Here is a 22,871-nt window from a genome sequence, read left to right on the forward strand (position 1 = left end):
TGGTAAGTATTCTCTCTATTTTTAAATTGTATTGTTTTTTGTCCCGGCTTTAAATTTTAAAAATTTGGAACTATTTCAAAAAAATAAGGAAGAGTTGATAGAAGAAATTCTACAACTCCGAGAAAAACTGGCAAAAAAAGAATTTACAGAATATTCAGATGACGATCCTAATGATATAGACATTACTGAATATTATGTATCCAATCACTTTGTATGTAAACATTGGTTAGATGGAGAGATTTTTTTCTTAAATGACCAAAGCAGAGACACTTTTAATATAAGTGAAGAGGACTATAACAAAGCCAATATCAAAGACTTAATACCTGAGCAGCATATTCATATATATGAATTATATATAACAAAACTGGCTCAAAGTAAAACAGCTCGAGGTTATGTAAGCTTAATAGATAAAGATGGTAATACCGTTGTGCTTGATTTTATAAGCATGTATGTGGAGCACGAAAATGGCAGACCATTTATTAGAGGAATTGGTAGAGATGTAACCACCAAGCTTAAAAAGAAAAAATGGCTAACCGCTGCTAAAGAATTCTATAAATCGCTTTTCGAGAAGAACAATAACATCATTTTCTTACTCGAAACAGATGGCAATATTATAGACATTAATAAAACAGGTCTTCAATTTTTTGGGCTCGATAAAGACAATGTAAATTACCAAAGACTCGAAGATGTTTTTGAAAAATATGATATTTCTATAATTGAGCCTAAAGGTAAGCATGTAGACGACTTACTAAACATAGAACAAAAAATTCTAATTGAAGGCGACTACCCAAACAAAGGAAAATTCACTCTGGAAATTAGCCTCGATGAAGCGCAATATTACAATCAGAGCTTAGTAGTTGCCTATTGCAGAGATGTTACAGAAGAAAAAAAAATAGAGGCAGATAATGAGGCCAGATACGAAGAATTACTGGTTTTTAATGAAACAATCAGAAATATTTTCCCCGAAAAGAATACCGAGCAACTTCTGATAAGATCATTAAATATTATCTCGAAGCTTAAACATATTAGTTATAGCTGTATTCTGAAAAGTACAGAAGAAAAGCAGAATAATATCCTATATCAGATCAATCCAGACATTGATCAAAGATTACCACAACTAATAATAAATACAGATTTAACACAGTATCCAGATTTAATTAACCAGAGAAGACCCAGACTATTTAAACCTTTCGAATTACACGAGGCACAAAAAGACCCACTACTTTTATTGCCTATCCACATAGAAAGTAAAGTTGAATACATCTGTTGCTATGAACTAAACTCCGCATCTGGCAATCTTACTTTGCAACTTAAACTACTTGCCATGGAAATTAACAGTCGGTTAAACGAGGCTGTTTTCCAGAATAAATTGGCAGTGAGTGAAAATAGATTTAAAACCATTGCCAACTACGCTCCTTCTCTCATGAGAATGGCAAACATCGAAAATGAGTTTTATTATTATAATGATCAGTGGACTAAATTTATAGGAGAATGTACTGATGACTCTGAGCAAAAAGCATGGAAAAAATGTGTTTATGAAGAAGACAAGAATATAATAGATAAGATTGAAAAACACATTGAAAATAAAGAGCCTTATGAGTGTATTTATCGACTCAAAAGAAATGACGATCAATACAGGTGGTTACTAGAAAAAGGTAGTCCATACTACGATAACAAAGGAAATTACAAAGGTTTTATAACTTCTGCTGTAGACATACACGACCGCAAAGAAAAAGAAGAGCAAAAAAGTTACGAAGATATGATTAAGTATTCTGAAGAACGCCTTCAGAATGCTTTAAAAAATGCCATCACCTTTGCCATTACCATAGATCGAAATGGAAACATAAAGTTTTGCAACCAATTTTTACTGGACGTTAGCGGTTGGAAATCGGATGAACTCGTTAATAAAAGCTTATTTGAGGTATTCCAACCTTCATTAGAAAGTGAAGGCAAACTAAGAATTTCTGGTTTCCTCGATACATTTGAGGGCACACTCAGAACAAAAAAAGGAGAAAGACTTACCATCAGGTTTAATTCCATTGTGTTGAATGACCAGCAGGGAGACATAGCTTCTATGACTATTGTAGGAGAAGATATTACCGAACAAATTAAGGTTACAAAAGCCCTACACGAAACAAACCAACTATTACAAGACCTATTTGATGGCGCCAACGACCTTATTTTTATATTCGATGAACAAGGTAAAATTATTCTGGTAAATAATACCTTTAAAGACTTACTTGATTACGAAGATCACGAGATTAAGCAAATCAACCTTGATTACCTCATTGACGAAGAAGCTTACGACGAAACAATTTCTAGCTTGCAGAAAGCTAAACTTCTTGGTAAGTTAGATAAGTTCGAAACTGTTTTTGTAAGCAAACAAGGCAAAAAATTTAATTTACGGGGTACGCTTAGTTGTACAATAGACCAGAACAAACCTTATCTGTTTAGAGCAATGCTTTTCGATTATACAAGCAGCTTAAGAGCAGAAAAGGCGCAAAATCTTTATTACCAAATTGCCCGACTGGTTGAAAAAGACACGCCGATAAACGTATTATATGAAAAGTTCTACGAATTGCTCGACCAAGCAATTGGTGTTGAGAGTTTTATTGTAGCACTTAAAAACCCAAAAACTAAAGAAGTATCTTTCCCATTTACAGTTAACTCACCAGAATTTAAGGAGACCCCTATAACACTCCATTCTTTTGTGGAATATGCTGTTTCCAACTTTAAAAGACCCATGTTCTTTTATGAGGATATGATTAAAAAAATAATGGAATCTCAAAACCTAGCACAAACGAAAAATATTCCAAGTGTATGGTTAGGTGTTCCATTGGTGATTAATGAGAAGGTTGTAGGGATGATTGTTTTACAATCTTTCAAAAACAAACAGAAATTTAAAAAGAAAGACCTCGAATTACTCACTTTCGTATCTGGTCAGCTAGCTAGAACAATTCTTCGTTTCCAACACGAAAAAGAAATTAATGAGCAATCGGCTCGCTTAGAAGCCATTTTCGAAAGTGGCTCACATTTAATGTGGTCGGTAGATAAACGATTCAGATTAACAAAGTTCAATAAGAATTTTGCTGATAGCCTCTGGCAATATTTCCATTTTGATCCGAAAACAATGTTACCCTTGTACAGAACATTTCAAGATCAAAACCCGAAATTTATCAGAATGTGGTATGAGCGATACAGCTTAGCATTTAAAGGCAGACCACAGCAGTTCGAAATGAAATTCACTTTGGAAAATGGTGAAGAACACTGGCGAGAAATCTACCTCAACCCGATTTACAATAAGAAAAATCAAATTCTGGAAGTATCTGGTGTTGCACATGATATTACCCAAAAGAAAGTTACAGAAATTGGTCTTGCAGAAAGCGAAGAGAAATTCAGAAATATCTTTGAATCGTTCCAAGATGTTTACTTCAGAATAGATTTAGAAGGTATAATAACCATGATAAGCCCATCTATTTATGAGCTTATAGGTGAAAAACAAATCGAAGTACTGGGTAAACCAATTACCAATTACCTACTCAACGATTTTAAATTGCAATATCTGCTCAGGGAGTTGCTGAAGCATAGTAATGTAATCAACTTCGAAAGCCAGATCATTTCTAAAGATGATGATATTAAGAGTACTATCTCCAATTTCAGACTAATTTACGATAAAAATGGCCATCCGCTTTCAATCGAAGGAGTTGCTAGAGATATTACTACGCTTAAAAATGCTACAGAAGGTTTAAGAGAGGCTAAAGAACTGGCAGAGAAATCACTCAAAGTAAAGAAACAGTTCCTTTCTAATATGAGTCACGAGATTAGAACACCGATGAATGGTATTATTGGAATGATCGACCTACTCACAGAAACCAACCTGAATCAGGAACAATACGAGTATGTAAATACCATTAAAAAATCTTCTGAAACTCTATTAAATATCCTCAACGATATTCTAGACCTTTCTAAAATAGAAGCTGGTAAAATGGAGCTTCGAGAAACTACTGTTTCTATTAGACGAATTTTGGATAAACTACATGCATTGTTCTTCCAGCAGGCACAAGTAAAAGACTCTAAACTGGTTTACAACATCGGCAAAACAGTGCACGATTATATTATTGCAGACGAAACAAGGCTTTTACAAATTCTATCCAATCTCACGTCAAATGCCATTAAATTTACCGAAAGCGGAGAAATTACCATCTCGGTAAAAGTTTATGAAGATCACCCCGACCATCAACTGCTTCACATTGATGTAAGTGATACTGGCATTGGTATTTCACAAGAAAACCTCAACTTGCTATTTAAACAATTTAGCCAAGTAGATAATTCTTATACAAAATCTTATGGTGGTACAGGTTTGGGGCTAGCAATTTCCAAAGAACTGAGCCACATAATGGGTGGAGATATTGGGGTAACATCAGAAATAAACAAAGGAAGCACATTCTGGTTTACCATAAAAGCTCAGAAAAGTGCTCAAAACAAACTGGTTACCAATGAAGAAGATGAGATTTCATTAAAGAAAAGAGCATTTAAAAAACCACCAAAAGTATTATTGGTAGACGATAACATGGTTAACTTAAGTGTAGCAGGAAGAATTCTAAAAAAGGCTGGATGCGAAATTTCTATTGCCATTGGCGGACCAGATGCCATTCAAATTGTACAGACCGATATTTTTGATATGATTTTTATGGATATACAAATGCCTGGAATGAACGGTATTACAGCCACAAAAAAAATTAGAGAGCTAAATCTGGACTACAACCCTCCTATTATTGCCATGACAGCCTTTAGCATGCAAGAAGAAAGAGCTGAATTTTTAGTTTCTGGCCTTGATGATTTTGTAGCTAAACCTATTAAAGCGACTACACTTATAAGTAAAGTGAAAAAATGGTATGCTGAAGAGGATGAAGAAAATGTAATTGAAGCAGTAGAAGTGAGTGAAAATGGCAGTAGTAACAGTAACGGCCATACCGAAGAAAAATCAATCTTAAATATTAGCACTGCACTTGAACTCAAGAAATACGGTGGAGATGAAATTCTGGTAGATTCTTACCAAGAATTTGAAGACGATACCCGACAGTTAATTTCTCAAGTAAGTGATGCCATGCAGATAGATGATATTAAAGAAGCACTTAGTTTATTACATACTATAAAAGGGAATGCCAGTACATTAGGAGTTGATCGAGTTGCAAGTTACGCAGCCCTTATTGAGAAAGAACTTAAACAAAATGATGTAAGTAATTTTGATAGACACTTTGAAGGTCTCAAAAATGATTTTAAAGAATTTGAATTGAACTACAGAAAACTATTGAATATTTAAGTATATTTCTATTAGTCTATAAATTACCAACAGTCAAACTCTCATTTATTATTACCAATAATTTAAACTTTTAAAATATGACTGCAAAAAAAATTCTTGTAGCGGAAGATAGCTCTGTTATTCAAAATATCACTAAAAAAGTACTCCAATTTCAGAATTTTGATATCAAGTCTGCTAAAAACGGACAACAGGTACTCAAAATGATTGAAAAGGAAGACTTTGCAGCAATTTTAATGGATATCAATATGCCGATTCTTGATGGAATGTCTTGTGCAAAAAAAATCAGATCGTTAGATGATTCCACTAAAGCTAATGTGCCAATTATTGCCATAACAGGCAATGCACAAAATTATACCATGGACGATTTTAAAGATGCCGGTATAAACGATTATTTACCAAAACCACTCAATTTTGATAAACTAGTACTTACTGTAAAGAAATACGCTCAGTAAATTATATTTGCAGTATAAGAGTTTTTGAAGCTTTTAAATACTTCAAAAACTCTTATTATTAGTTTATTAAGAACGCTTTGAGTCCTTTCTGCTGAAAGGTGATGTTTGCTATGGAAAAAAAATCAACGATAAGATACACCCAACACTTTCTAAACAAATTGGAAGACCTATTTGCCGAAACTGATTTTGTGCTGAGATACGAAAAAGGGAATTTTAAATCAGGTTATTGTCTATTAAAAGACACCCGAATTGCCATTATCAATAAATTTTTTCCATTAGAAGGCAAAATCAATTCATTAATAGATATAATTAAAGAGATAGAAGTGCAACCTGAGCAACTATCAGCTAAAAACCAAAAGCTTTATAAGCAGCTTTTACAATCAGCTTAAAAAGATAATTAAACTAAAAACCAGCAAAATTGAAAGTTACATTTCTGGGAACAGGAACCTCGCAGGGAGTGCCCGTAATTGGGTCAGATGATCCAGTATGTTTATCCATCGACTTTAGAGACAAGAGATTAAGGTCATCCATTTTAATAGAGAATGATGATCAAACTTTTGTGATTGACACTGGGCCAGATTTTAGGCAGCAAATGCTTAGAGAAAGGATAAAAAAGCTGGATGCAGTTATTTTTACTCATCAGCATAAAGACCATACAGCAGGTTTAGACGATATCCGCTCTTTTTACTTTAAACAGGAAAAAGACATGCCTGTTTATGCTAAAAAAGAAGTGATAGAACAGTTGAAAATGGAGTTTGCCTATATGTTTGCACAGTTTAAATATCCAGGTGTAGCTTCTTTAGATATTCACGAGATAAACAACGAACCTTTTAGAATTGGTTCTACTACTTTTACTCCGATAGAAGTACTGCATTACAAATTGCCAATTTACGGATATAGAATAAAAGATTTCACTTATATTACAGATGCCAAATACATAGACGATAAAGAACTTGAAAAAGTAAATGGCAGTAAAATATTGGTTTTAAATACTTTACAGCACGATCCGCACATATCTCATTTAACACTTTCAGAAGCATTAGAGATAATAAAGAAAGTGGATGTAGAGCAGGTTTATTTAACACACATCAGTTACAAACTGGGATTCCACGCAGAAGTTAGCAAAGAATTACCAGAAGGGGTACATCTGGCTTACGACGGTCTTAAATTAAACATTGATTAATAATGGAGAACGATTCAATATGCAGATGTAAATGGGTGAAAATGAAAAACCCAACTTATATAAAATACCACGACGAAGAATGGGGAGTGCCTGTAAAAGACGACCGACAAATGTTTGAATTCCTCACTTTGGAATCATTTCAAGCAGGTTTAAGTTGGGAAACCATCCTCAATAAAAGAGAGAATTTTAGAAATGCCTTCGACAATTTTGATGTAGAGAAGATTGCTGCCTACTCAGAAGAAAAGCTACAGTCTCTTGTAGAAGATAAAGGCATTATCAGAAATAAGCTAAAAATTGCAGCAGCAGTAAATAATGCAAAACGATTTATCGAAATCAAAGAAAAACATGCTAGTTTTTGCGATTATTTCTGGCAGTTTTCGGATGGTAAAAGCATCATAAACAAATGGGCAGATAATAGTTCAGTACCAGCATCTACCCCACTTTCTGATAAAATTAGTAAAGAACTCAAAAAACAAGGCTTTAAGTTTATGGGCACCACAGTAGTTTATGCTCATATGCAGGCTGTAGGCATGGTAAACGATCATACAACCGATTGTTTCAGATACCATGAAATAATCCAAACTTATTCATGAAAAACAAACGCTCTTTTTTATTAGCATTTCTATTATCAGTTTCTTTAAACTATGTAACTGCTCAAGATTTAGATCGAGCTAGAGAAATTATTGATACCTTATGTGCACCAGGAATGCATGGGCGAGGCTATGTGAGAGACGGAGACAAAATTGCCGCAGATTACATAGAAGCTCAGTTTAAAGAAATTGGCTTAACACCTTTTGGCATAAACTATAAACAAGAGTTTCAATTGGATGTAAATACATTTCCTGAGCAGGCAGCCTTACAAATTGGGAAACAAGTTTTATTACCCGGAATAGATTTTATTGCTGATGCAGCTTCTGGTTCTGGATATGGCGAGGCAAAACTTATATTTCTAGATACACTTATTTTTTCTGATGAAGCAGCGCTAAAAAATTTCAGTAGCACAAATTTCACTAAGAATGTATTGGTATACGATGCCAAATATGAGAGCAAGATTAGAGAACTCCCTCAAGAAGCTATAAAATCGTATTTGAGTGCAGCTTGCGTAATTGTTTTACACGAAAAACTCACTGGAAGTATTAGAAGAGAACAGTATCGGTTCCCTAAGTTTTTAGTACTGAAAAAAAACATTAAAAAGCTTAAGAAAAAGCAAAAGGTAATTTTCCAATTAGATGCAGTAATGCAACCAGCTTATAAAACACAAAATGTATTGGCTTATGTACCAGGCAGTGTACAACAAGATTCGTTTTTGGTAGTATGTGCCCACTACGATCACTTAGGTACTTTAGGCAACAAGGTCTATTTTCCCGGAGCGAATGATAATGCAAGTGGAGTAGCTATGATGCTAGAATTAGCACATTATTTTAAAGAGAATCCATTAGATGTTTCAGTAGCTTTTATAGCTTTTGGTGCAGAAGAAGCTGGACTTGTTGGGTCAAGGTTTTTCAATGCCTACCCTGTTTTTCCATTAGACAACATTAAGTTTGTATTTAATCTGGATTTATTTGGCACTGGTGAAGAAGGAATAACAGCCGTAAATGCAGAAGCCTTACCAGAAGCATTTTCAGCTTTAAAAGAAATTAATGAAGATAACCATTACTTATCTACCATTAAAAAGAGAGGCCAAGCAGCCAACTCCGATCATTATTTCTTTGCTGAAAATGGTGTTCCAGCAATGTTTTTTTATTTAATGGGAGACTGGCAAAATTACCACGACATTTTTGATAAAACTCCTTTGCCATTAACAGAGTTTGATGGAGCTTTTGATTTACTTAGAGACTTTATAAAAGAAATAGCAGAAAAGTAAAATTTGAAGGAATTTTACATAAGTATTTGCGCTGTTACTTGTTTAATATGTAACACTTAATAATACAAAACGATTTTTTTATATTTTTTTGAGTACAAATGAATAGTCAAAATTATTACCTAAACAAAACAAAGCTGAAACTTAGTTATATGGCAACTTGTTCATTATCTGATTATTGAAAGTTACAATAGAATGAATGTTACTTTTTTAGATATCATAACAGTGTTGTAATTTTGATTTATAAGAAAATATTTTTCCAACTTAGCCGAAAGTATTCTTGTCTTATTTAAAGACTCACATTTGAATAACTTTTTACACATTGAAAACTTTGCCGAAAATAAACCTGTTTACTTTGAAAAATAAATGGATAGCAAAGAGCCTGACAGTATTATTAGGAATTATTTTAGCTAATATTCCAAGTTTAGTCCATGCTACACATATTCGTGCAGGAGATTTAACAGCCGTAAGAATTTCCAGCACAAGTCTTACTTATCGCTTTACTGTATTTTTGTATAGAGATAATGGTGGTGTTCCTCCACAACCTGGTACATTCGAGTTCGGATATTCTTCTGCAGAAGCCGTAATGGTTGAGCCAATCTCTTTAGGATTTATTGATGGCGTGGTGGATAATCAAGGAGATGCTACAGAAATCTTGATGTATCAGGTAGAGCATACCTTCCCTAGCCCCGGTGGTTACAAAGTAAGCTACTACGAGCAGAACAGAAACCCGAGTGTATCTAACATGTTTAACTCTGGTAATACTGCTTTTTATATCGAATCTGTTTTCAGCATTAACCCTGCTTATGGTTTAAACTCTTCACCAGTTCTTTTAATCGCTCCGGTAGATTTAGCAGCAGTTGGTCAGAAATTTATCCATAACCCAGGTGCTTACGATGCTGATGGTGATAGCCTTTCTTACCGTCTTACTGTTTGTAAGCAAGGTAAAGACGAAGACGGCAACCCAATAGAAGTTGTACAATACAGCTATCCAGATGAGTACAGTTACGAAACAGAAGATGGGCAAACGCCTCCAACATTCTCCATAAACCCGATTAATGGTGACCTCATTTGGGATGCACCGGGTGAAGTAGGGGAATATAATGTGGCCTTTTATGTAGATGAGTGGCGAAATGGCCAACAGATCGGTGCTGTAAACCGAGATATGCAGATTATTGTAGTGGATAACCCGAATGATAGGCCAGAGCTAGAAATTCCTAACGATACCTGTATCGTAGCTGGGACTACTTTAGAAGCTATTATTAAAGGTTATGATCTTGATCCAGACCATATAACACTCACTGCAGAAGGTGGTTTATTCTCTGATCCTGATAGTGGAGGCCATACCAATCAGGCTACTTTTGAGGTAACTGGCTTGCAACCACCTAATGGTGAAGAAGAAGGTGTATTCTCTTGGGAAACAACTTGTGATGATATTAGAACTGAACCTTATCAAGCTACTTTTAAAGTAAGGGATGAGCCAGAAGATGGCTATAGCTTGGTGGATATTCAGACTTGGCGAATTACTGTTGTTGGCCCTGCTCCTGAAAATCTTGTGGCAGATGTAGATTTAATTTCTAACTCTGTAGAGCTTAACTGGGATGATTATATCTGTAACATTCCTGGTGCAGCTATGACTATCTGGAGAAGAAGAGGTGCTTTTGATTTTGAACCCGACAATTGTGAAACTGGTCTACCTGCTTACACTGGTTATGAGAAAATTGCTGAGGTAGATGTAGACCAAACTACTTATTTTGACGATAACGAAGGACTCGGACTCGAAAGAGGTGTTACCTACTGCTATAGAATTTATGTCAGCTTCCCATCTCCTAAAGGTGGTGAGAGTTATGCATCTATTGAAGCTTGTGTGTTTATTCCGCAATTGGCTCCATACATTATTGAAACTAGTGTTACTGAAACGTCTAGAACCGATGGGAAAGTAAATGTTACTTGGACAAAACCAATTGGCATTGATGTAGACCAATATCCAAAACCTTGGACTTACAGTCTACTTAGAAATAATGGATTAGAAGGAGATGAAAACACAGTAGAATTAGGAACATTTAGTGAAAATGATACTACATTCCTCGACGAAACAGGTTTAGATACAGAAAGGCTTCCTTACAATTATAAAATTGAGTTCTATTCAGATGGAGCATTAACCGATACTTCTAGCTCTGCATCTACAGTCTTTTTAGAAGCAAACTCAGCACTAGAATCGGTAGTCTTAACTTGGGATGCAGATGTACCTTGGAGCAATGCATCCAGTAAATTCCCTAAACATTATATCTACCGAGAAGAGCCACTAAATTCAGGAGAATATATCTTGTTTGACAGTGTAAACATCTCTAACAATGGATTTACTTATGTAGATGATGGTAATAAGGACGGATTTACGCTAGTAGAAAAAACGGAGTATTGCTATAAAGTCTTAACAGTGGGTACTTATGATAATCCGGACATTAGAGATTCACTCTTGAATATGTCTCAAGAAGCCTGTGCGGTAATCTTGGATACAACAGCTCCTTGCCCACCAATATTAAGTGTTACTGCACCTAACTGCGACGATTTCGAAATTATTCTGGATGACCAAACAGTAGATTGTTCTCCAACAGATACACTCTTCTCCAATACCCTCGAGTGGGAAAATGACTCCAATACTGCTTGCGATCAAGAGATTGAGTCTTACAATGTTTATTATTCTGCTAGAGAAGATGGAGAGTTTGAGTTAATTGCAGAAAATGTATTAAACTTAACCTATTTGCACGATGATATTTCTTCATTAGCAGGCTGCTATGCAGTAACTGCATTAGATGGTACAGGCAACGAAAGTGCATTTAGTAATATAGTTTGTGTAGATAACTGCCCATTCTATCAGCTACCAAATGCTTTTACACCAAATGATGATGGCGTAAATGATGTCTTCAGACCATATAAATGTATCAAGTTTATTAAGTCTGTAGAATTTACAGTTTTTAATAGATGGGGAGAGAAAATGTATGAAAGTAATGATGATATCTATATCAATTGGGAAGGTATAGATAACGATGGTGACCAATTATCATCTGGTATTTACTACTACCATGTAAAACTCCAAACCATCAGACTAAATGAAGACGATGAAGAAGTCAACCTGAAAGGTTGGGTGAAAATAATTGATGGACAAGGACAGCAATAATTGTAAAACCTAATCCATAAAAAAAGCCACTCTGAGAATCATCGGAGTGGTTTTTTGTTTAGTACGGTATTGGGAAAACCGAAAAATTAATCTGACACAATCTATATTTTCAATAAGAAAAAATATTATTAATCATTTGTAGATACCTGATTCTGTGTATCTGAACCATTTACAACAATAATTTCTATATTACTGATAGTTTTGATATCGTAATTCAACTGAGTTCCGGAGAGATCAATTTTTAAAGTTTCTGTTATAAGTGCTTCACATAAATCACCATAAGCGTTATGTGTTAAAATAACAGGCACTTTTGGAGGATAAATTTGATCTACAGATTCAGGCCACACCATTTCGAAAGTGTGCTCTTCACAACCTCCAGCATACGAAACTTCAACTTCTAAGAAGTTACCATTAATATTTACATCATTAATCGTAAAAGTATCTGTTACGTAGTTTCCATTTAAGAACTTGTTATAAGTTTCTTGCCCTACGATTATATTTACTTTTCCTGTAGATGATATGGGCGCTACGTCTTCATCTACAGAACATGCACTTACGATTATCGATAATAAAAAAATCGCAAGTAGACATCGCAATTGCTGAGTAGTATGTTTTCTATTATGCATTTTTTTCTTAAAATCGCTTTGATAAAAAATAAGGTATTTCCCTATCAAAGTATAAATTAGTATGTTTTGGGAGTAACCATTTTTTTCAATACGCTCCTACTCCCTAAAATGCTGCTTTATTAGATGAAAATAAATTTGCTGAACAAATGGAGGTATAATAAATTAATTTTTGATTATATCTGGAATACACTTGTTATTGTATCGACAAGTTTTTTGGCTATCGTAATTCCATTAGATCTTGAATACAATGTATTTAATAATACTTGGCTTAGTGGAATAAACCTATGCATTTATGCCATCTATTTTATAGATATTCTGGTTTGTAAAGACAGAATTCTGCATACATCATCTACAAATAACTTTCAAGAAAAAGCATATGCACGTAATCCTTTTAGAAGGTGGATATATGCAGATATTATTGCGTTAATACCTTTCCATTTAATCTTTGGAATGCCGTTTTTAGCCTTACTCAGACTAGCCAAAATACCCAAAGTATTAAGCTACCTTCAGTATTTTAGGTATTACATGGTGAGATACTCCACCACTATTACCGGTTTGTATTTTGCATTTTGCCTTATACATTTATCTCATTGGGTCAGTTGTGGATGGTTATTACTTATTAAACAAGACCCAAACCTTGATACTACAAGCAATTATATTAGAGCCCTATATTGGAGTGTTACCACGTTAACTACTGTTGGTTTCGGAGATATTACACCTAACATCAACAACAACTCTGAGCTCATTTACACCATGATCGTACAACTAATGGGTGTGGGAGTGTATGGTTTAGTAATTGGTAACGTGGCGGGCTTAATCGCTAAAAACGATCCAGCAAAAATTCAATATCTCGAAAATATAGAAAAGTTGAAAGCCCTTATCAGATCGAGAAGGCTCCCTCCTCACCTTCAACATAAAATAAGAGATTACTTTACCTACCTTTGGCAAAACCGGTTGGGTTATGATGAAACCAGTTTCTTAAAGAAATTACCCGATAATCTTCAGCAAGAATTGTCTATGCATCTAAAAAGTGAGATTGTAGAACAGATCGATATTTTTAAAGGTGCTTCAGATAATTTCATCAAAGAGATAGCCATGTTTTTAGAGCCAGAATTAGTTACCCCAGAAGATATCATATTTAAAAAAGGGGATGTTGGCAGTGCCATGTACTTTCTGGTAAGAGGAACTCTTAAAATAATTGATGATGAAGGGAAGGTTATAAATATAATGCATGGTGGTGATTTCTTTGGAGAAATTGCACTTTTTATGCAAACCCCCAGAAGCGCCACAGTCGCTTCTGTAACCTATTGCGATCTTTACAAGCTCAAAAAAAATGAGTTTGACAAAGTAATTGAAAATTACCCGCAAATTGCCAGTAAAATAAAACAGCAAGCAATTATTAGAAGACAAAGATATTTTTAAGCTGCTCTTAGCAAGCTAAAAACAGCTTAAATTTCTTTACTTATCTTTCGGCATATAATATAAAGTGGAGCAATTATCAGCTCTTAGAACATCTTTAGATACTGCCATTACTTCAGATAGATTCACTTTCTTAATCATATCAGTAGTCTTGTTTATCAGGCTGGTATCGCCTAAAGCTGTTGCAAATGCCAGCGACATAGCTCTTGATAACAATTCTATTTCAGAAAAAACCAGTGTCGATTCTGCTTGATTCTTCACCTTCATCAACTCTTCTTCCTGAATACCTCCTTGCTTTAGTTCTTCTATCACTTCTACCACGCGCTTGTCAGCTTCTTCTATAGATACTCCTTCAGAAATTGAACCTGAAATAATTAACATGCCGGGATCTAACGAGCCTGAAATATTAGCACCGATGTTGGTAAATAATTTTTCTCTCTTTACAAGTGCTTCGTAAAGCCTAGAAGACTTGCCTCTACCCAAAACATCGCTCAATAAATCTGTACTAGTATACAAAGGGTCTTGCTTTGCACACATTCTGTAAACCTTGTATAAGTTGCTTACAGGAATATCTGCATGAATATCTAAGTGTCTTTCTTCTTTCTGCTCTGGTTCTACTGGTAATATATTTTTCGTAAAATTACCAGCCGGAATCTCACCAAACCACTTGTCGGAGAGTCTTCTTACTTCATCAAAATCAACATTGCCTGCTACTACCATAATCGCATTATCTGGGCGATAATATCTGTAAAAGAATTCTTTTACATCGTCCATCGTAGCCTGCTCAATATGAGATATTTCTTTCCCAATAGTTGGCCACAAATACGGGTGTATTTTGTAAACCATTGGGCGCAACTTAAGCCATACATCTCCATATGGCTGGTTTAAATACCTTTGCTTAAACTCTTCAATTACTACTTTCTTTTGTAAATCCAATACTTTCGGATCAAAAGAGAGCGACAGCATTCTATCTGATTCGAGCCAAAAAGCTGTTTCCAAATTATCTGCTGGCAGTGTTATATAATAATTAGTAATGTCTGGAGAAGTAAAAGCATTATTCTCTCCTCCTACCTTTTGTAAAGGTGGATCGAACGATTCTATATTAGCAGAACCACCAAACATTAAATGCTCAAATAGATGGGCAAACCCTGTTTTGTTCGGGTCTTCGTCTTTAGACCCTACATTGTACAAGATATTTACAACTGCTACTGGCATTTGTTTATCTTCATGCACAACCACTTTCAACCCATTTTCTAATTCAAAATCACAATAAGCTACCATCCTTGTCTCCTAATATTTTAAAGAAATTTATTCTTACAATAAACTTTAAATTTCTGTTCTGTTACTTAAATATTTCAAAAAAACATCTTTTATTCCAATGTTGTTTTGCAAATTTGCACCTCGAAATTAAAAGGTAAAGATATAAACTGAATTTGTGCCGATCGAGGCTCAATAAAATAATTTCGAGGTAACAAACATTTTTTCTTGAATAATTGAGTATACAACAAGAAAAAAAGCTATTAAATCTCAGGTTTATAAAAAATCTGTCTGAAATAGTGTCGACTGGTTAATTTATTTTTTTAAAGATGAAAGTTTTAAAGTTTGGTGGGACTTCAGTTGGTACTCCTGAAAGCATAAAGCAGGTCATTGAGATCGTAAAAAAAGTACTAAAAGAAGAAAAAGCAATTGTTGTAGTTTCTGCATTCGGTGGATTAACGGATAAGTTGATTCATTTGAGTGAAATGGCGTCTAATGGTACGGAGGCTTATAAAGATCTTTACAAAACAATTGAAACGCGTCATCTTGAGGCTATTCAGCAACTAGTTCATGCTAAAAGGCAGAGTGGAGTAATTGCTCAAACCAAATATATCCTCAATGAACTTGAAGATATTTTACATGGAATCTATCTGGTAAAAGAATTAAGCCTTAAAATGAAGGATTTTATCTTGAGTTTTGGCGAGAGACTTTCTGCTCAAATTATTGCAGAAGCTTTTAAAGAAACCGGGATTGATGCCAGATATACAGATAGCCGTGATTTAATCATTACCGATAGAAATTTTGGTAATGCCAATGTAAATTTCGAAGAAACCAATCAGCGCATGAAGAGCTATTTCATCGCTGCTCAAGGTGAATTACATATTGTACCGGGTTTTGTAGGTAAGTCATTAAAAAATGAGACTACAACCCTTGGTAGAGGCGGTTCTGATTACACTGCTTCTATTATTGCTGCTGCCATCAACGTAGACATTCTAGAAATATGGACAGATGTAAACGGAATGATGACAGCCGACCCAAGAAAAGTAAACAAGGCTTTTACTATTCCTGAAATCTCTTATGAGGAAGCGATGGAGCTTTCTTATTTCGGAGCCAAGGTAATTTATCCGCCAAGTATACAACCTGTTTATCAACACAAAATACCTATACATGTAAAAAACACCTTTGATCCCAATGGTATTTTTACTGTAATTAGCGATAAAGCTAAAGAAGACGAAAAACCAATTAGAGGTATTTCTTCTATGAAAGATATTTCGCTAGTTACATTAAGTGGTAGCGGAATGATTGGTGTAACAGGTACTTCTAAAAGATTATTTGGTTGTCTTGCCGATAGCAATGTAAACGTAATTCTGATTTCTCAGGCATCGTCTGAGCATTCTATCAGTTTGGCGATAGCAGAAAATGATGCTATAAAGGCTGAAAAATCTATTAAAGATGAGTTTGCTGTAGAGTTTGCAAGCAAAAAGCTAGATAACTTACTGGTAGAAAACCAGATGACCATTATCGCAGTAGTTGGTAAAAACATGAAGAGTACGCCGGGAGTATCTGGCAGACTTTTTAATGCTTTGGGAAGTAATGGTGTAAATGTACTGGCAATTGCGCAAGGAGCTTCTGAGCTTAACATTTCAATTGTAATTAATAAATACAATGAAGAGAAAGCATTAAAGCTCATTCACGAAGCTTTTTTCCTTTCAAAAACCAAAGCATTACACATTTTTATAGCAGGTGTAACTGGTCTAATTGGAAAAACATTAATCAAACAAATTGAAAAGCAATCTGAAACGCTTAAAAAACAGATTGCTGTAGATATTAGAGTAATTGGACTTACCAATTCTAGAAAGAGGTTGATTAATCCAGATGGGTTTGAGCCAGAAACTTGCATTAATACACTAGAAACTAAAGGCAAAGTAGCAGACCTACCTCAGTTCATCAACAACATGATTGAGGCTAACTTACCAAATAGTATTTTTGTAGATGCTACAGCCAGCAAAGTAGTTGCTGATAGTTACGAGAAAATTCTGAATGCCAGTATTGCCATTGTAACTCCAAATAAATTGGCTTGCTCTGTAAATTACGAATATTATAAAAAACTTAAAGAAGTAGCGAGAAAGCGCAATACACGCTTTTTATTCGAAACCAATGTGGCAGCAGGTCTTCCAGTAATTAGTACTTTAAATGACCTCATCAACAGTGGTGATAAAATATTAAAGATTGAAGCCATTCTTTCTGGTACACTTAATTACATTACAAATAATGTGAGCCAAGATAAAAGCATTAGTGCTGTAATTAAAGATGCTGTTAAAGCTGGCTTAACAGAACCAGATCCAAGAATTGACTTGAGTGGTTCTGATGTTGCCAGAAAAATATTAATTCTTGGTAGAGAGTTAGGTCACAAGCTCGAAATGTCTGATGTAATTGTAGAAAAATTTGTTCCGGAAGAATCTTTGGAAACACCAGACTTAAGAAACTTTCTAGAAAAACTAGAGGCTTTTGACGATACTTTTGAACGTAGAAGATCAGAAGCTGAAGCAGAAGGTAAAAAATTTAGGGTAATTGCCACTTTCGAAAATGGTATTCCTAAAGTAGAAATGAAATCTTTCGATCAAAATCATCCTTTCTACCATGCTAAAGGAAGTGATAATATCGTGCTTTTTACAAGTAATAGATATAAAGAATTGCCTCTTATGATAAAAGGCCCTGGTGCTGGAGCTGAGGTTACGGCTGCCGGTGTTTTTGCAGATATTATTAGAATCGCGTACTAAAAGTTTAAAGCATAAAAAAAGCGGTTGTAAAATTTTTACAACCGCTTTTTTTGTATAACTAATTTTATTTATTTCATCTGTGGGTTTAGGCTCACCTGACCATCTTTCAAAATATTTTCAAAATACTCAAAGGTCTCAGTAGCTTTAGCTACTATTTCTTTTTGAGCACTTTCTTCGTTTCCAAAAACAGTTGCTTGTAGAATAAACTGCTTCCAAAAGTTGCCAGTGTCTGTACCATAGCATCCATAATAGTGGAAAGTTGTATTTGGCTGAATTTGCATATTGCTTATCAGCTTTTTTCTAATAACTGCACCACCTAATGTAGAGCCTTCAAGCACATACATTGCTCCTATTGCATCATTAATATTCTTAATCTGTAATTCGGGCATCTTAGAAAAAGACAACATCTCTTCTTCTAGTTGCAACTCCAACATATCGTACTTTAACAAATGTACTTTTCTCCTTCTGCTAAAATCCAATTGCTCTTTTTGCTTATCGTTAAGCACTTTGTTTAACTGGCTCTCAATATTCTTATGAAAGAAATATTGCTTTAAAATTAAAGATGAGTACTCATCTATGTTAATTGAGCCATCCATGATTTTACTTGAAAAAGCCAGCTTTTCTACCTTGTCGTGATTTTTTCGGGTAGCTGACTTTAATGTCTGCATTAGCATAGGTTGTTGTATTTAATTACCGTATTATTTAAACTTTAGTCAAGATGTTTTTCTCAGTTTAAACTCCATACATTAAAGTAAGTTTACAAAAAACACATTTTAGTATTGCGTTTTCAGATTTAGTTACCTGTATTTTATGAGTTCGCATAGTTAAAATATGCTTTTTTTACTCATATTGCTATAAAAAAGATGTTTTTTTCTAAATTTTCCCAATCAGCACAATTAAAAACAAATACTTATAAATACAGAAGTTCCACGCCTTCTAAAAGAAAGGTGGAACTTAAATATCTATTTGAGAAGCGATTAGCTATATTCTAGTGTGAAGCAATTTTGGTTTTGTTTACAGGGTTATTCACTTTGGCTTTTATATCACTTGCCGTACTCTTCACATCTTCATGTTTAATAGAAGACAAAATGTTGTATTCCAGGCTAATACCTGTAATTCCTGTAACAACTAAATAAAATGAAATAAAGAATAAATAAGGTAGATCTACTGCTACTAAAAGCACTCCAACTGGAAGAGCTATTATTAATCTTGCAAGTCTTTCTCCGATACTAGTATTTACTTCTATTTTTCCCATAATGCAATTTTGTTTTGCGTTTTAGATTATTTATTGAACAATACAAAGGTACTATGGGATGACAGCCGCAATTATGATGGTTATCAGCGAATGCCAGTATTTTATATGATTGAAATCAATTGAAAAAATGATCAATCTAAGTTTTGGTGCAAATTGTAATAATTGCCCCAAAGCCATTTGAAAAGTTAAGGTAAAACTTATATAAGAGAATCTAAATTTTAATGTTTATTTTCGTAAGATTTTATACATTTAGCCAATCAGCAAACTAAAAAATGACTGACCCAAAAAAGAAAAAGAAAGAAAGTCCGCTAATTAATCTGGCAATTAACATCATCATTCCAATAGTAATATTAATGAAATTTAGCGGTGAGGATAAGTTGGGCCCTGTAAATGGATTGTTACTAGCTATTTCATTTCCACTTTTTTACGGAATTTATGAATTTGTAAAAGACAAGAAAGTCAATTTCATTTCTATACTTGGCTTAATCAGTATTTTATTTACAGGAATTATAGGCATTTTACAGTTAGATGCACATTGGATTGCCGTAAAAGAAGCTGCTGTTCCATTGGTAATTGGCATTGCTGTAGTCGTATCGCTTTGGACTCCTTTCCCATTAGTAAAAAAATTACTTTTCAACGAACAAATTATTGACGTAGCAAAGATCAATAAGATTCTTGATGAAAAGGGAAATCATAAATTATTTGAAAAAAGATTAACAATAGCAACCTATCTGTTAGCTGCATCTTTTTTACTTTCTGCAATTTTGAATTATGTATTGGCAAAAGTGATTGTAAAAAGTGCTTCCGGTACGGAAGCTTTTAACCAAGAACTTGGCAAAATGCAGTCTTTAAGTTTTCCTGTAATTGCAGTTCCCTCAACCATTGTAATGGGCTTAGCACTTTGGTATTTAGTACATGGAGTTAAAAAATTAACTGATCTGGAGTTAAAAGAAATTTTTAATGACCCAGAAAACATGTAATATTACCTGACTTAACTAAAAGTATATTTTAGCCTGATTTTTTTATTAAAAAGTAGTTTTTCTCATGGCAAAATTTAGCGAAAGTCTAAGCGAAAATATAATCAGTTTTATCGAAGCTCAAAAAATGTTTTTCACTGGTACTGCTCCGGCAGATGGCAGAGTAAATGTTTCGCCAAAAGGTATGGATACATTTAGAGTTTTGAGCAATACAAAAGTGGCATATCTCGATCTTACAGGTAGCGGAAACGAGACAGCCGGTCATATTAATGAAAATGGCAGGCTTACCATTATGTTTTGCAGCTTCGATCAAAAACCTCTAATTCTAAGATTATACGGAGAGGGCACTGTTGTAAAACCTGAAGACAAAGATTGGGAAAGCATATCCAAAGACTTTCCAGATATTTCCGGTAGTAGACAAATAATTGTATTAGATGTAAAGTCTGTACAAGAAAGTTGTGGCTTTGCAGTGCCTTTTTATGAATTTAAAGGTGAAAGAGATGTGTTAGCCAACTGGGCGCAAAAGAAGGGGGAAACTGCATTAAAAGAATACCGAGAAAAAAATAATACAGTTACGATAGACGGTAAAGAAACCGGATTACAAAATAAAAAAGCCTGATCAATAATAGATCAGGCTTTAAACTTTTCTATTTACAGGTAATTTATTCTATTTCAATTCCTGAGATAAGTTCGTTCATTACAGATTTGTATTTAGGGAATGATGCTTTACTTGTATAGCTTAAAAACTGTACAGCATACTTCCCGTTGGTATATAAATTACCAAAATACACAAAAGCTATCCCAGAAATATCTGCGTGTACTTCTATCTGAAGCATTTCCTTTCCGTTAATTAGTTTCTTTTCGCTTTTAACCAGCTTTACTTTTTTACAAACTTTTTTAGCATTCTCAATTACAGCATCCTTTAAACTTTCTGTATTGAATTCACCATCTTCTGCTATTACCATTCCCCAAGCCTCATCATTATAAGTAGCAAATTGCATCTCAGCCGAGTTGCTCAAATTATATTTTGGAACTGTCCAATGAATGTTGTCGAACCACACACTAAAATTGTATTTACTGCTTATCTTATGGTATTTCCCTTCTTTATTTACATTTATAGCATAGCCTTCTGGATAATTATTTTCTTTAGTATTGGTATTATTTACCAAAACCACATTTTCAGAAGGCTCATTTGTAACTTTTGCTGTTACAACCGGCTTTGGTTTAGGAACAATATCTTGAGCAATTAGCTGCGTAGTTTGATTAGTAATCACATAAGCTAATTTTTTCCATTCGCCATCGTCGTTCTGGATACTCACATTTCTTTTACCCGGCTTGATACCAGAAATGGGAACCATTGTTCCATTTTTTACATCAGTTAAAAATTCACCATCCACATACAACTTACCATCTATGTAGCTTGTAATTTCTAGTGTGCCAGTCAAACTTTTCACCTCGCCAACTTCTACTACAACATTATTTTCTGGCTTAACCTCAACTGGCATAGGCTCTTCTTCTGATTCGAGTATGAATATAAACTCTCCTTCGTCTCCAGTTAATCGAGCATACTGAGGAGTTTGAAAACCACTGGTTAAAGTAGTTACAGAAGGTGAAAGGTACGAATATAACTCTGTTGCTGTAATAATTCCGTTGCGATCACCATCGGCTAATTCCTTATTTATCGCATCTAACAATTTATATGTAAAAGCACTGTGCCCCCACTCTGGACTTTCTTGTACTTCTTGCCCTCTTTTACCAGCAGTAATAATCTGACGAGAACGACTTTTAGAAATGATTTTTAAATAATTAAGCGTTTCATCTGGCAATGAACGACTCGTAACTGCAGCATAGCCTCCATAGCAAGCATCTATTGCTAAAAGCACATGTTTTGCTGGCAGTTTTACCAACCTTTCTCTTAGGTCAGTCATAGAAATGCCATCAATTTCAATATCTTCTCGGCTAAATCCGGAAGCATTATGTGTAACTAGAAAACCGATTTCGGAATTTGCATCGCCATAAGAAATACCATGCCCTGCAAAATAGAAGAAAAACTGGTCTTCTTCTACCATTTTCGATCTCAAAAGACTAATATTTCGAAGGATTTCCCTACGGCTGCCTTGACTATTTTCTAGCATGATTACCTCATCAAAACCAAGGTTATCTTCAAACATGCTTTTGATAGCTTTAGCATCTGCTACAGCATAGCTCAAAGGTTGAATTCCATTTTCGTAACTATCGATCCCGATTACCATCGCATACTTTTTATTATATGCTTTAAACCCTTCGTTATCTTCCAGTTCTTTTACAACCTTAAATCCACGCTGTGTTTTTTGAGAAAAGCAGCTTATATTCCCCGTAAATCCAATGATCAGTATAAGTAAAAAGAAATTTTTCATACTTAAGACTTCAAAAAGTATTTATGTAAATGTAAAAAAGCAATAAGTTTAGTTATTGATTAGATTGATGCAGGAAAGTAAACTATAACAATATATAAAATTCTGCTACTAATCTAAAAAAGTACATCAGCTTTTATGAAACAAGCTGAATAAATTACATTTGT

At 34.4% G+C, this 22,871-nt stretch carries 16 protein-coding genes; 11 read left to right on the forward strand and 5 right to left on the reverse strand.

Going from position 1 to position 22,871, the window contains the following annotated elements:
* Positions 1 to 64: 64 nt before the first annotated feature.
* The 7 genes from OQ292_RS01690 to OQ292_RS01720 all read left to right on the forward strand — a co-directional run bounded on the left by OQ292_RS01690 (position 65) and on the right by OQ292_RS01720 (position 11,997).
* Complete coding sequence (locus OQ292_RS01690) at positions 65 to 5,323, forward strand: PAS domain-containing hybrid sensor histidine kinase/response regulator (protein WP_284684319.1); 5,259 nt, start codon at positions 65 to 67, stop codon at positions 5,321 to 5,323.
* A gap of 77 nt (positions 5,324 to 5,400) precedes the next feature.
* Entirely contained in the window at positions 5,401 to 5,775 is a 375-nt protein-coding gene (locus OQ292_RS01695) for a response regulator (RefSeq protein ID WP_284684320.1), read from the forward strand.
* Between the two features lie 110 nt (positions 5,776 to 5,885).
* Positions 5,886 to 6,164, forward strand: a complete 279-nt coding sequence (locus OQ292_RS01700) for a hypothetical protein (RefSeq protein ID WP_284684321.1) — start codon at positions 5,886 to 5,888, stop codon at positions 6,162 to 6,164.
* Positions 6,165 to 6,193: 29 nt separating this feature from the next.
* A complete protein-coding gene (locus tag OQ292_RS01705) occupies positions 6,194 to 6,958 on the forward strand; it encodes an MBL fold metallo-hydrolase (RefSeq protein ID WP_284684322.1) in 765 nt (254 codons plus the stop codon).
* 2 nt (positions 6,959 to 6,960) lie between these two features.
* Positions 6,961 to 7,551, forward strand: a complete 591-nt coding sequence (locus OQ292_RS01710) for a DNA-3-methyladenine glycosylase I (RefSeq protein ID WP_284684323.1) — start codon at positions 6,961 to 6,963, stop codon at positions 7,549 to 7,551.
* Entirely contained in the window at positions 7,548 to 8,822 is a 1,275-nt protein-coding gene (locus OQ292_RS01715; protein WP_284684324.1) for a M28 family metallopeptidase, read from the forward strand. Before OQ292_RS01710 ends, OQ292_RS01715 begins: the two co-directional genes overlap by 4 nt.
* Positions 8,823 to 9,174: 352 nt before the next feature.
* Complete coding sequence (locus OQ292_RS01720) at positions 9,175 to 11,997, forward strand: T9SS type B sorting domain-containing protein (RefSeq protein ID WP_284684325.1); 2,823 nt, start codon at positions 9,175 to 9,177, stop codon at positions 11,995 to 11,997.
* Between the two features lie 128 nt (positions 11,998 to 12,125).
* Here OQ292_RS01720 and OQ292_RS01725 read toward each other — a convergent pair whose 3' ends face one another.
* Positions 12,126 to 12,623 (reverse strand): hypothetical protein, encoded by a 498-nt coding sequence (locus OQ292_RS01725; RefSeq protein ID WP_284684326.1) that lies wholly within the window; start codon positions 12,621 to 12,623, stop codon positions 12,126 to 12,128.
* A 123-nt stretch (positions 12,624 to 12,746) separates the two neighbouring features.
* Here OQ292_RS01725 and OQ292_RS01730 point away from each other — a divergent pair, with 123 nt between their 5' ends.
* Positions 12,747 to 14,045, forward strand: coding sequence for a cyclic nucleotide-gated ion channel (locus OQ292_RS01730; RefSeq protein WP_284684327.1), 1,299 nt, complete (start codon positions 12,747 to 12,749; stop codon positions 14,043 to 14,045).
* Between the two features lie 36 nt (positions 14,046 to 14,081).
* On the opposite strand, the gene OQ292_RS01735 is transcribed toward OQ292_RS01730, so the two are convergent.
* Positions 14,082 to 15,323 carry a M16 family metallopeptidase gene (locus OQ292_RS01735; RefSeq protein ID WP_284684328.1) on the reverse strand — a complete coding sequence of 414 codons (1,242 nt, stop codon included), beginning with the start codon at positions 15,321 to 15,323 and terminating at the stop codon, positions 14,082 to 14,084.
* A 305-nt stretch (positions 15,324 to 15,628) separates the two neighbouring features.
* Here OQ292_RS01735 and thrA point away from each other — a divergent pair, with 305 nt between their 5' ends.
* Positions 15,629 to 18,079, forward strand: a complete 2,451-nt coding sequence (gene thrA, locus OQ292_RS01740; RefSeq protein ID WP_284684329.1) for a bifunctional aspartate kinase/homoserine dehydrogenase I — start codon at positions 15,629 to 15,631, stop codon at positions 18,077 to 18,079.
* Positions 18,080 to 18,147: 68 nt separating this feature from the next.
* Here thrA and OQ292_RS01745 read toward each other — a convergent pair whose 3' ends face one another.
* Positions 18,148 to 18,747 (reverse strand): biliverdin-producing heme oxygenase, encoded by a 600-nt coding sequence (locus OQ292_RS01745; RefSeq protein WP_284684330.1) that lies wholly within the window; start codon positions 18,745 to 18,747, stop codon positions 18,148 to 18,150.
* A gap of 320 nt (positions 18,748 to 19,067) precedes the next feature.
* Entirely contained in the window at positions 19,068 to 19,334 is a 267-nt protein-coding gene (locus tag OQ292_RS01750) for a hypothetical protein (protein ID WP_284684331.1), read from the reverse strand.
* A gap of 272 nt (positions 19,335 to 19,606) precedes the next feature.
* On the opposite strand from OQ292_RS01750, the gene OQ292_RS01755 reads away from it, so the two are divergent.
* Positions 19,607 to 20,314, forward strand: coding sequence for a VC0807 family protein (locus OQ292_RS01755; protein ID WP_284684332.1), 708 nt, complete (start codon positions 19,607 to 19,609; stop codon positions 20,312 to 20,314).
* A 64-nt stretch (positions 20,315 to 20,378) separates the two neighbouring features.
* Positions 20,379 to 20,930 carry a pyridoxamine 5'-phosphate oxidase family protein gene (locus OQ292_RS01760; protein WP_284684333.1) on the forward strand — a complete coding sequence of 184 codons (552 nt, stop codon included), beginning with the start codon at positions 20,379 to 20,381 and terminating at the stop codon, positions 20,928 to 20,930.
* A gap of 43 nt (positions 20,931 to 20,973) precedes the next feature.
* On the opposite strand, the gene OQ292_RS01765 is transcribed toward OQ292_RS01760, so the two are convergent.
* Positions 20,974 to 22,707 (reverse strand): caspase family protein, encoded by a 1,734-nt coding sequence (locus tag OQ292_RS01765; RefSeq protein ID WP_284684334.1) that lies wholly within the window; start codon positions 22,705 to 22,707, stop codon positions 20,974 to 20,976.
* Positions 22,708 to 22,871 lie beyond the last annotated feature (164 nt).

Source organism: Chondrinema litorale (assembly GCF_026250525.1).
GTDB lineage: Bacteria > Bacteroidota > Bacteroidia > Cytophagales > Flammeovirgaceae > Chondrinema > Chondrinema litorale.

What these genes read in the sequence shown, in the direction of transcription:
- OQ292_RS01710 (WP_284684323.1), top strand. Translation starts at nt 6,961, where the DNA reads ATGGAGAACGATTCAATATGCAGATGTAAATGGGTGAAAATGAAAAAC.
- OQ292_RS01755 (WP_284684332.1), top strand. Translation starts at nt 19,607, where the DNA reads ATGACTGACCCAAAAAAGAAAAAGAAAGAAAGTCCGCTAATTAATCTG.
- OQ292_RS01765 (WP_284684334.1), bottom strand. Translation starts at nt 22,707, where the DNA reads ATGAAAAATTTCTTTTTACTTATACTGATCATTGGATTTACGGGGAAT.
- OQ292_RS01700 (WP_284684321.1), top strand. Translation starts at nt 5,886, where the DNA reads ATGGAAAAAAAATCAACGATAAGATACACCCAACACTTTCTAAACAAA.
- OQ292_RS01750 (WP_284684331.1), bottom strand. Translation starts at nt 19,334, where the DNA reads ATGGGAAAAATAGAAGTAAATACTAGTATCGGAGAAAGACTTGCAAGA.
- OQ292_RS01695 (WP_284684320.1), top strand. Translation starts at nt 5,401, where the DNA reads ATGACTGCAAAAAAAATTCTTGTAGCGGAAGATAGCTCTGTTATTCAA.
- OQ292_RS01760 (WP_284684333.1), top strand. Translation starts at nt 20,379, where the DNA reads ATGGCAAAATTTAGCGAAAGTCTAAGCGAAAATATAATCAGTTTTATC.
- OQ292_RS01735 (WP_284684328.1), bottom strand. Translation starts at nt 15,323, where the DNA reads ATGGTAGCTTATTGTGATTTTGAATTAGAAAATGGGTTGAAAGTGGTT.
- thrA (WP_284684329.1), top strand. Translation starts at nt 15,629, where the DNA reads ATGAAAGTTTTAAAGTTTGGTGGGACTTCAGTTGGTACTCCTGAAAGC.
- OQ292_RS01715 (WP_284684324.1), top strand. Translation starts at nt 7,548, where the DNA reads ATGAAAAACAAACGCTCTTTTTTATTAGCATTTCTATTATCAGTTTCT.
- OQ292_RS01725 (WP_284684326.1), bottom strand. Translation starts at nt 12,623, where the DNA reads ATGCATAATAGAAAACATACTACTCAGCAATTGCGATGTCTACTTGCG.
- OQ292_RS01730 (WP_284684327.1), top strand. Translation starts at nt 12,747, where the DNA reads ATGAAAATAAATTTGCTGAACAAATGGAGGTATAATAAATTAATTTTT.
- OQ292_RS01745 (WP_284684330.1), bottom strand. Translation starts at nt 18,747, where the DNA reads ATGCAGACATTAAAGTCAGCTACCCGAAAAAATCACGACAAGGTAGAA.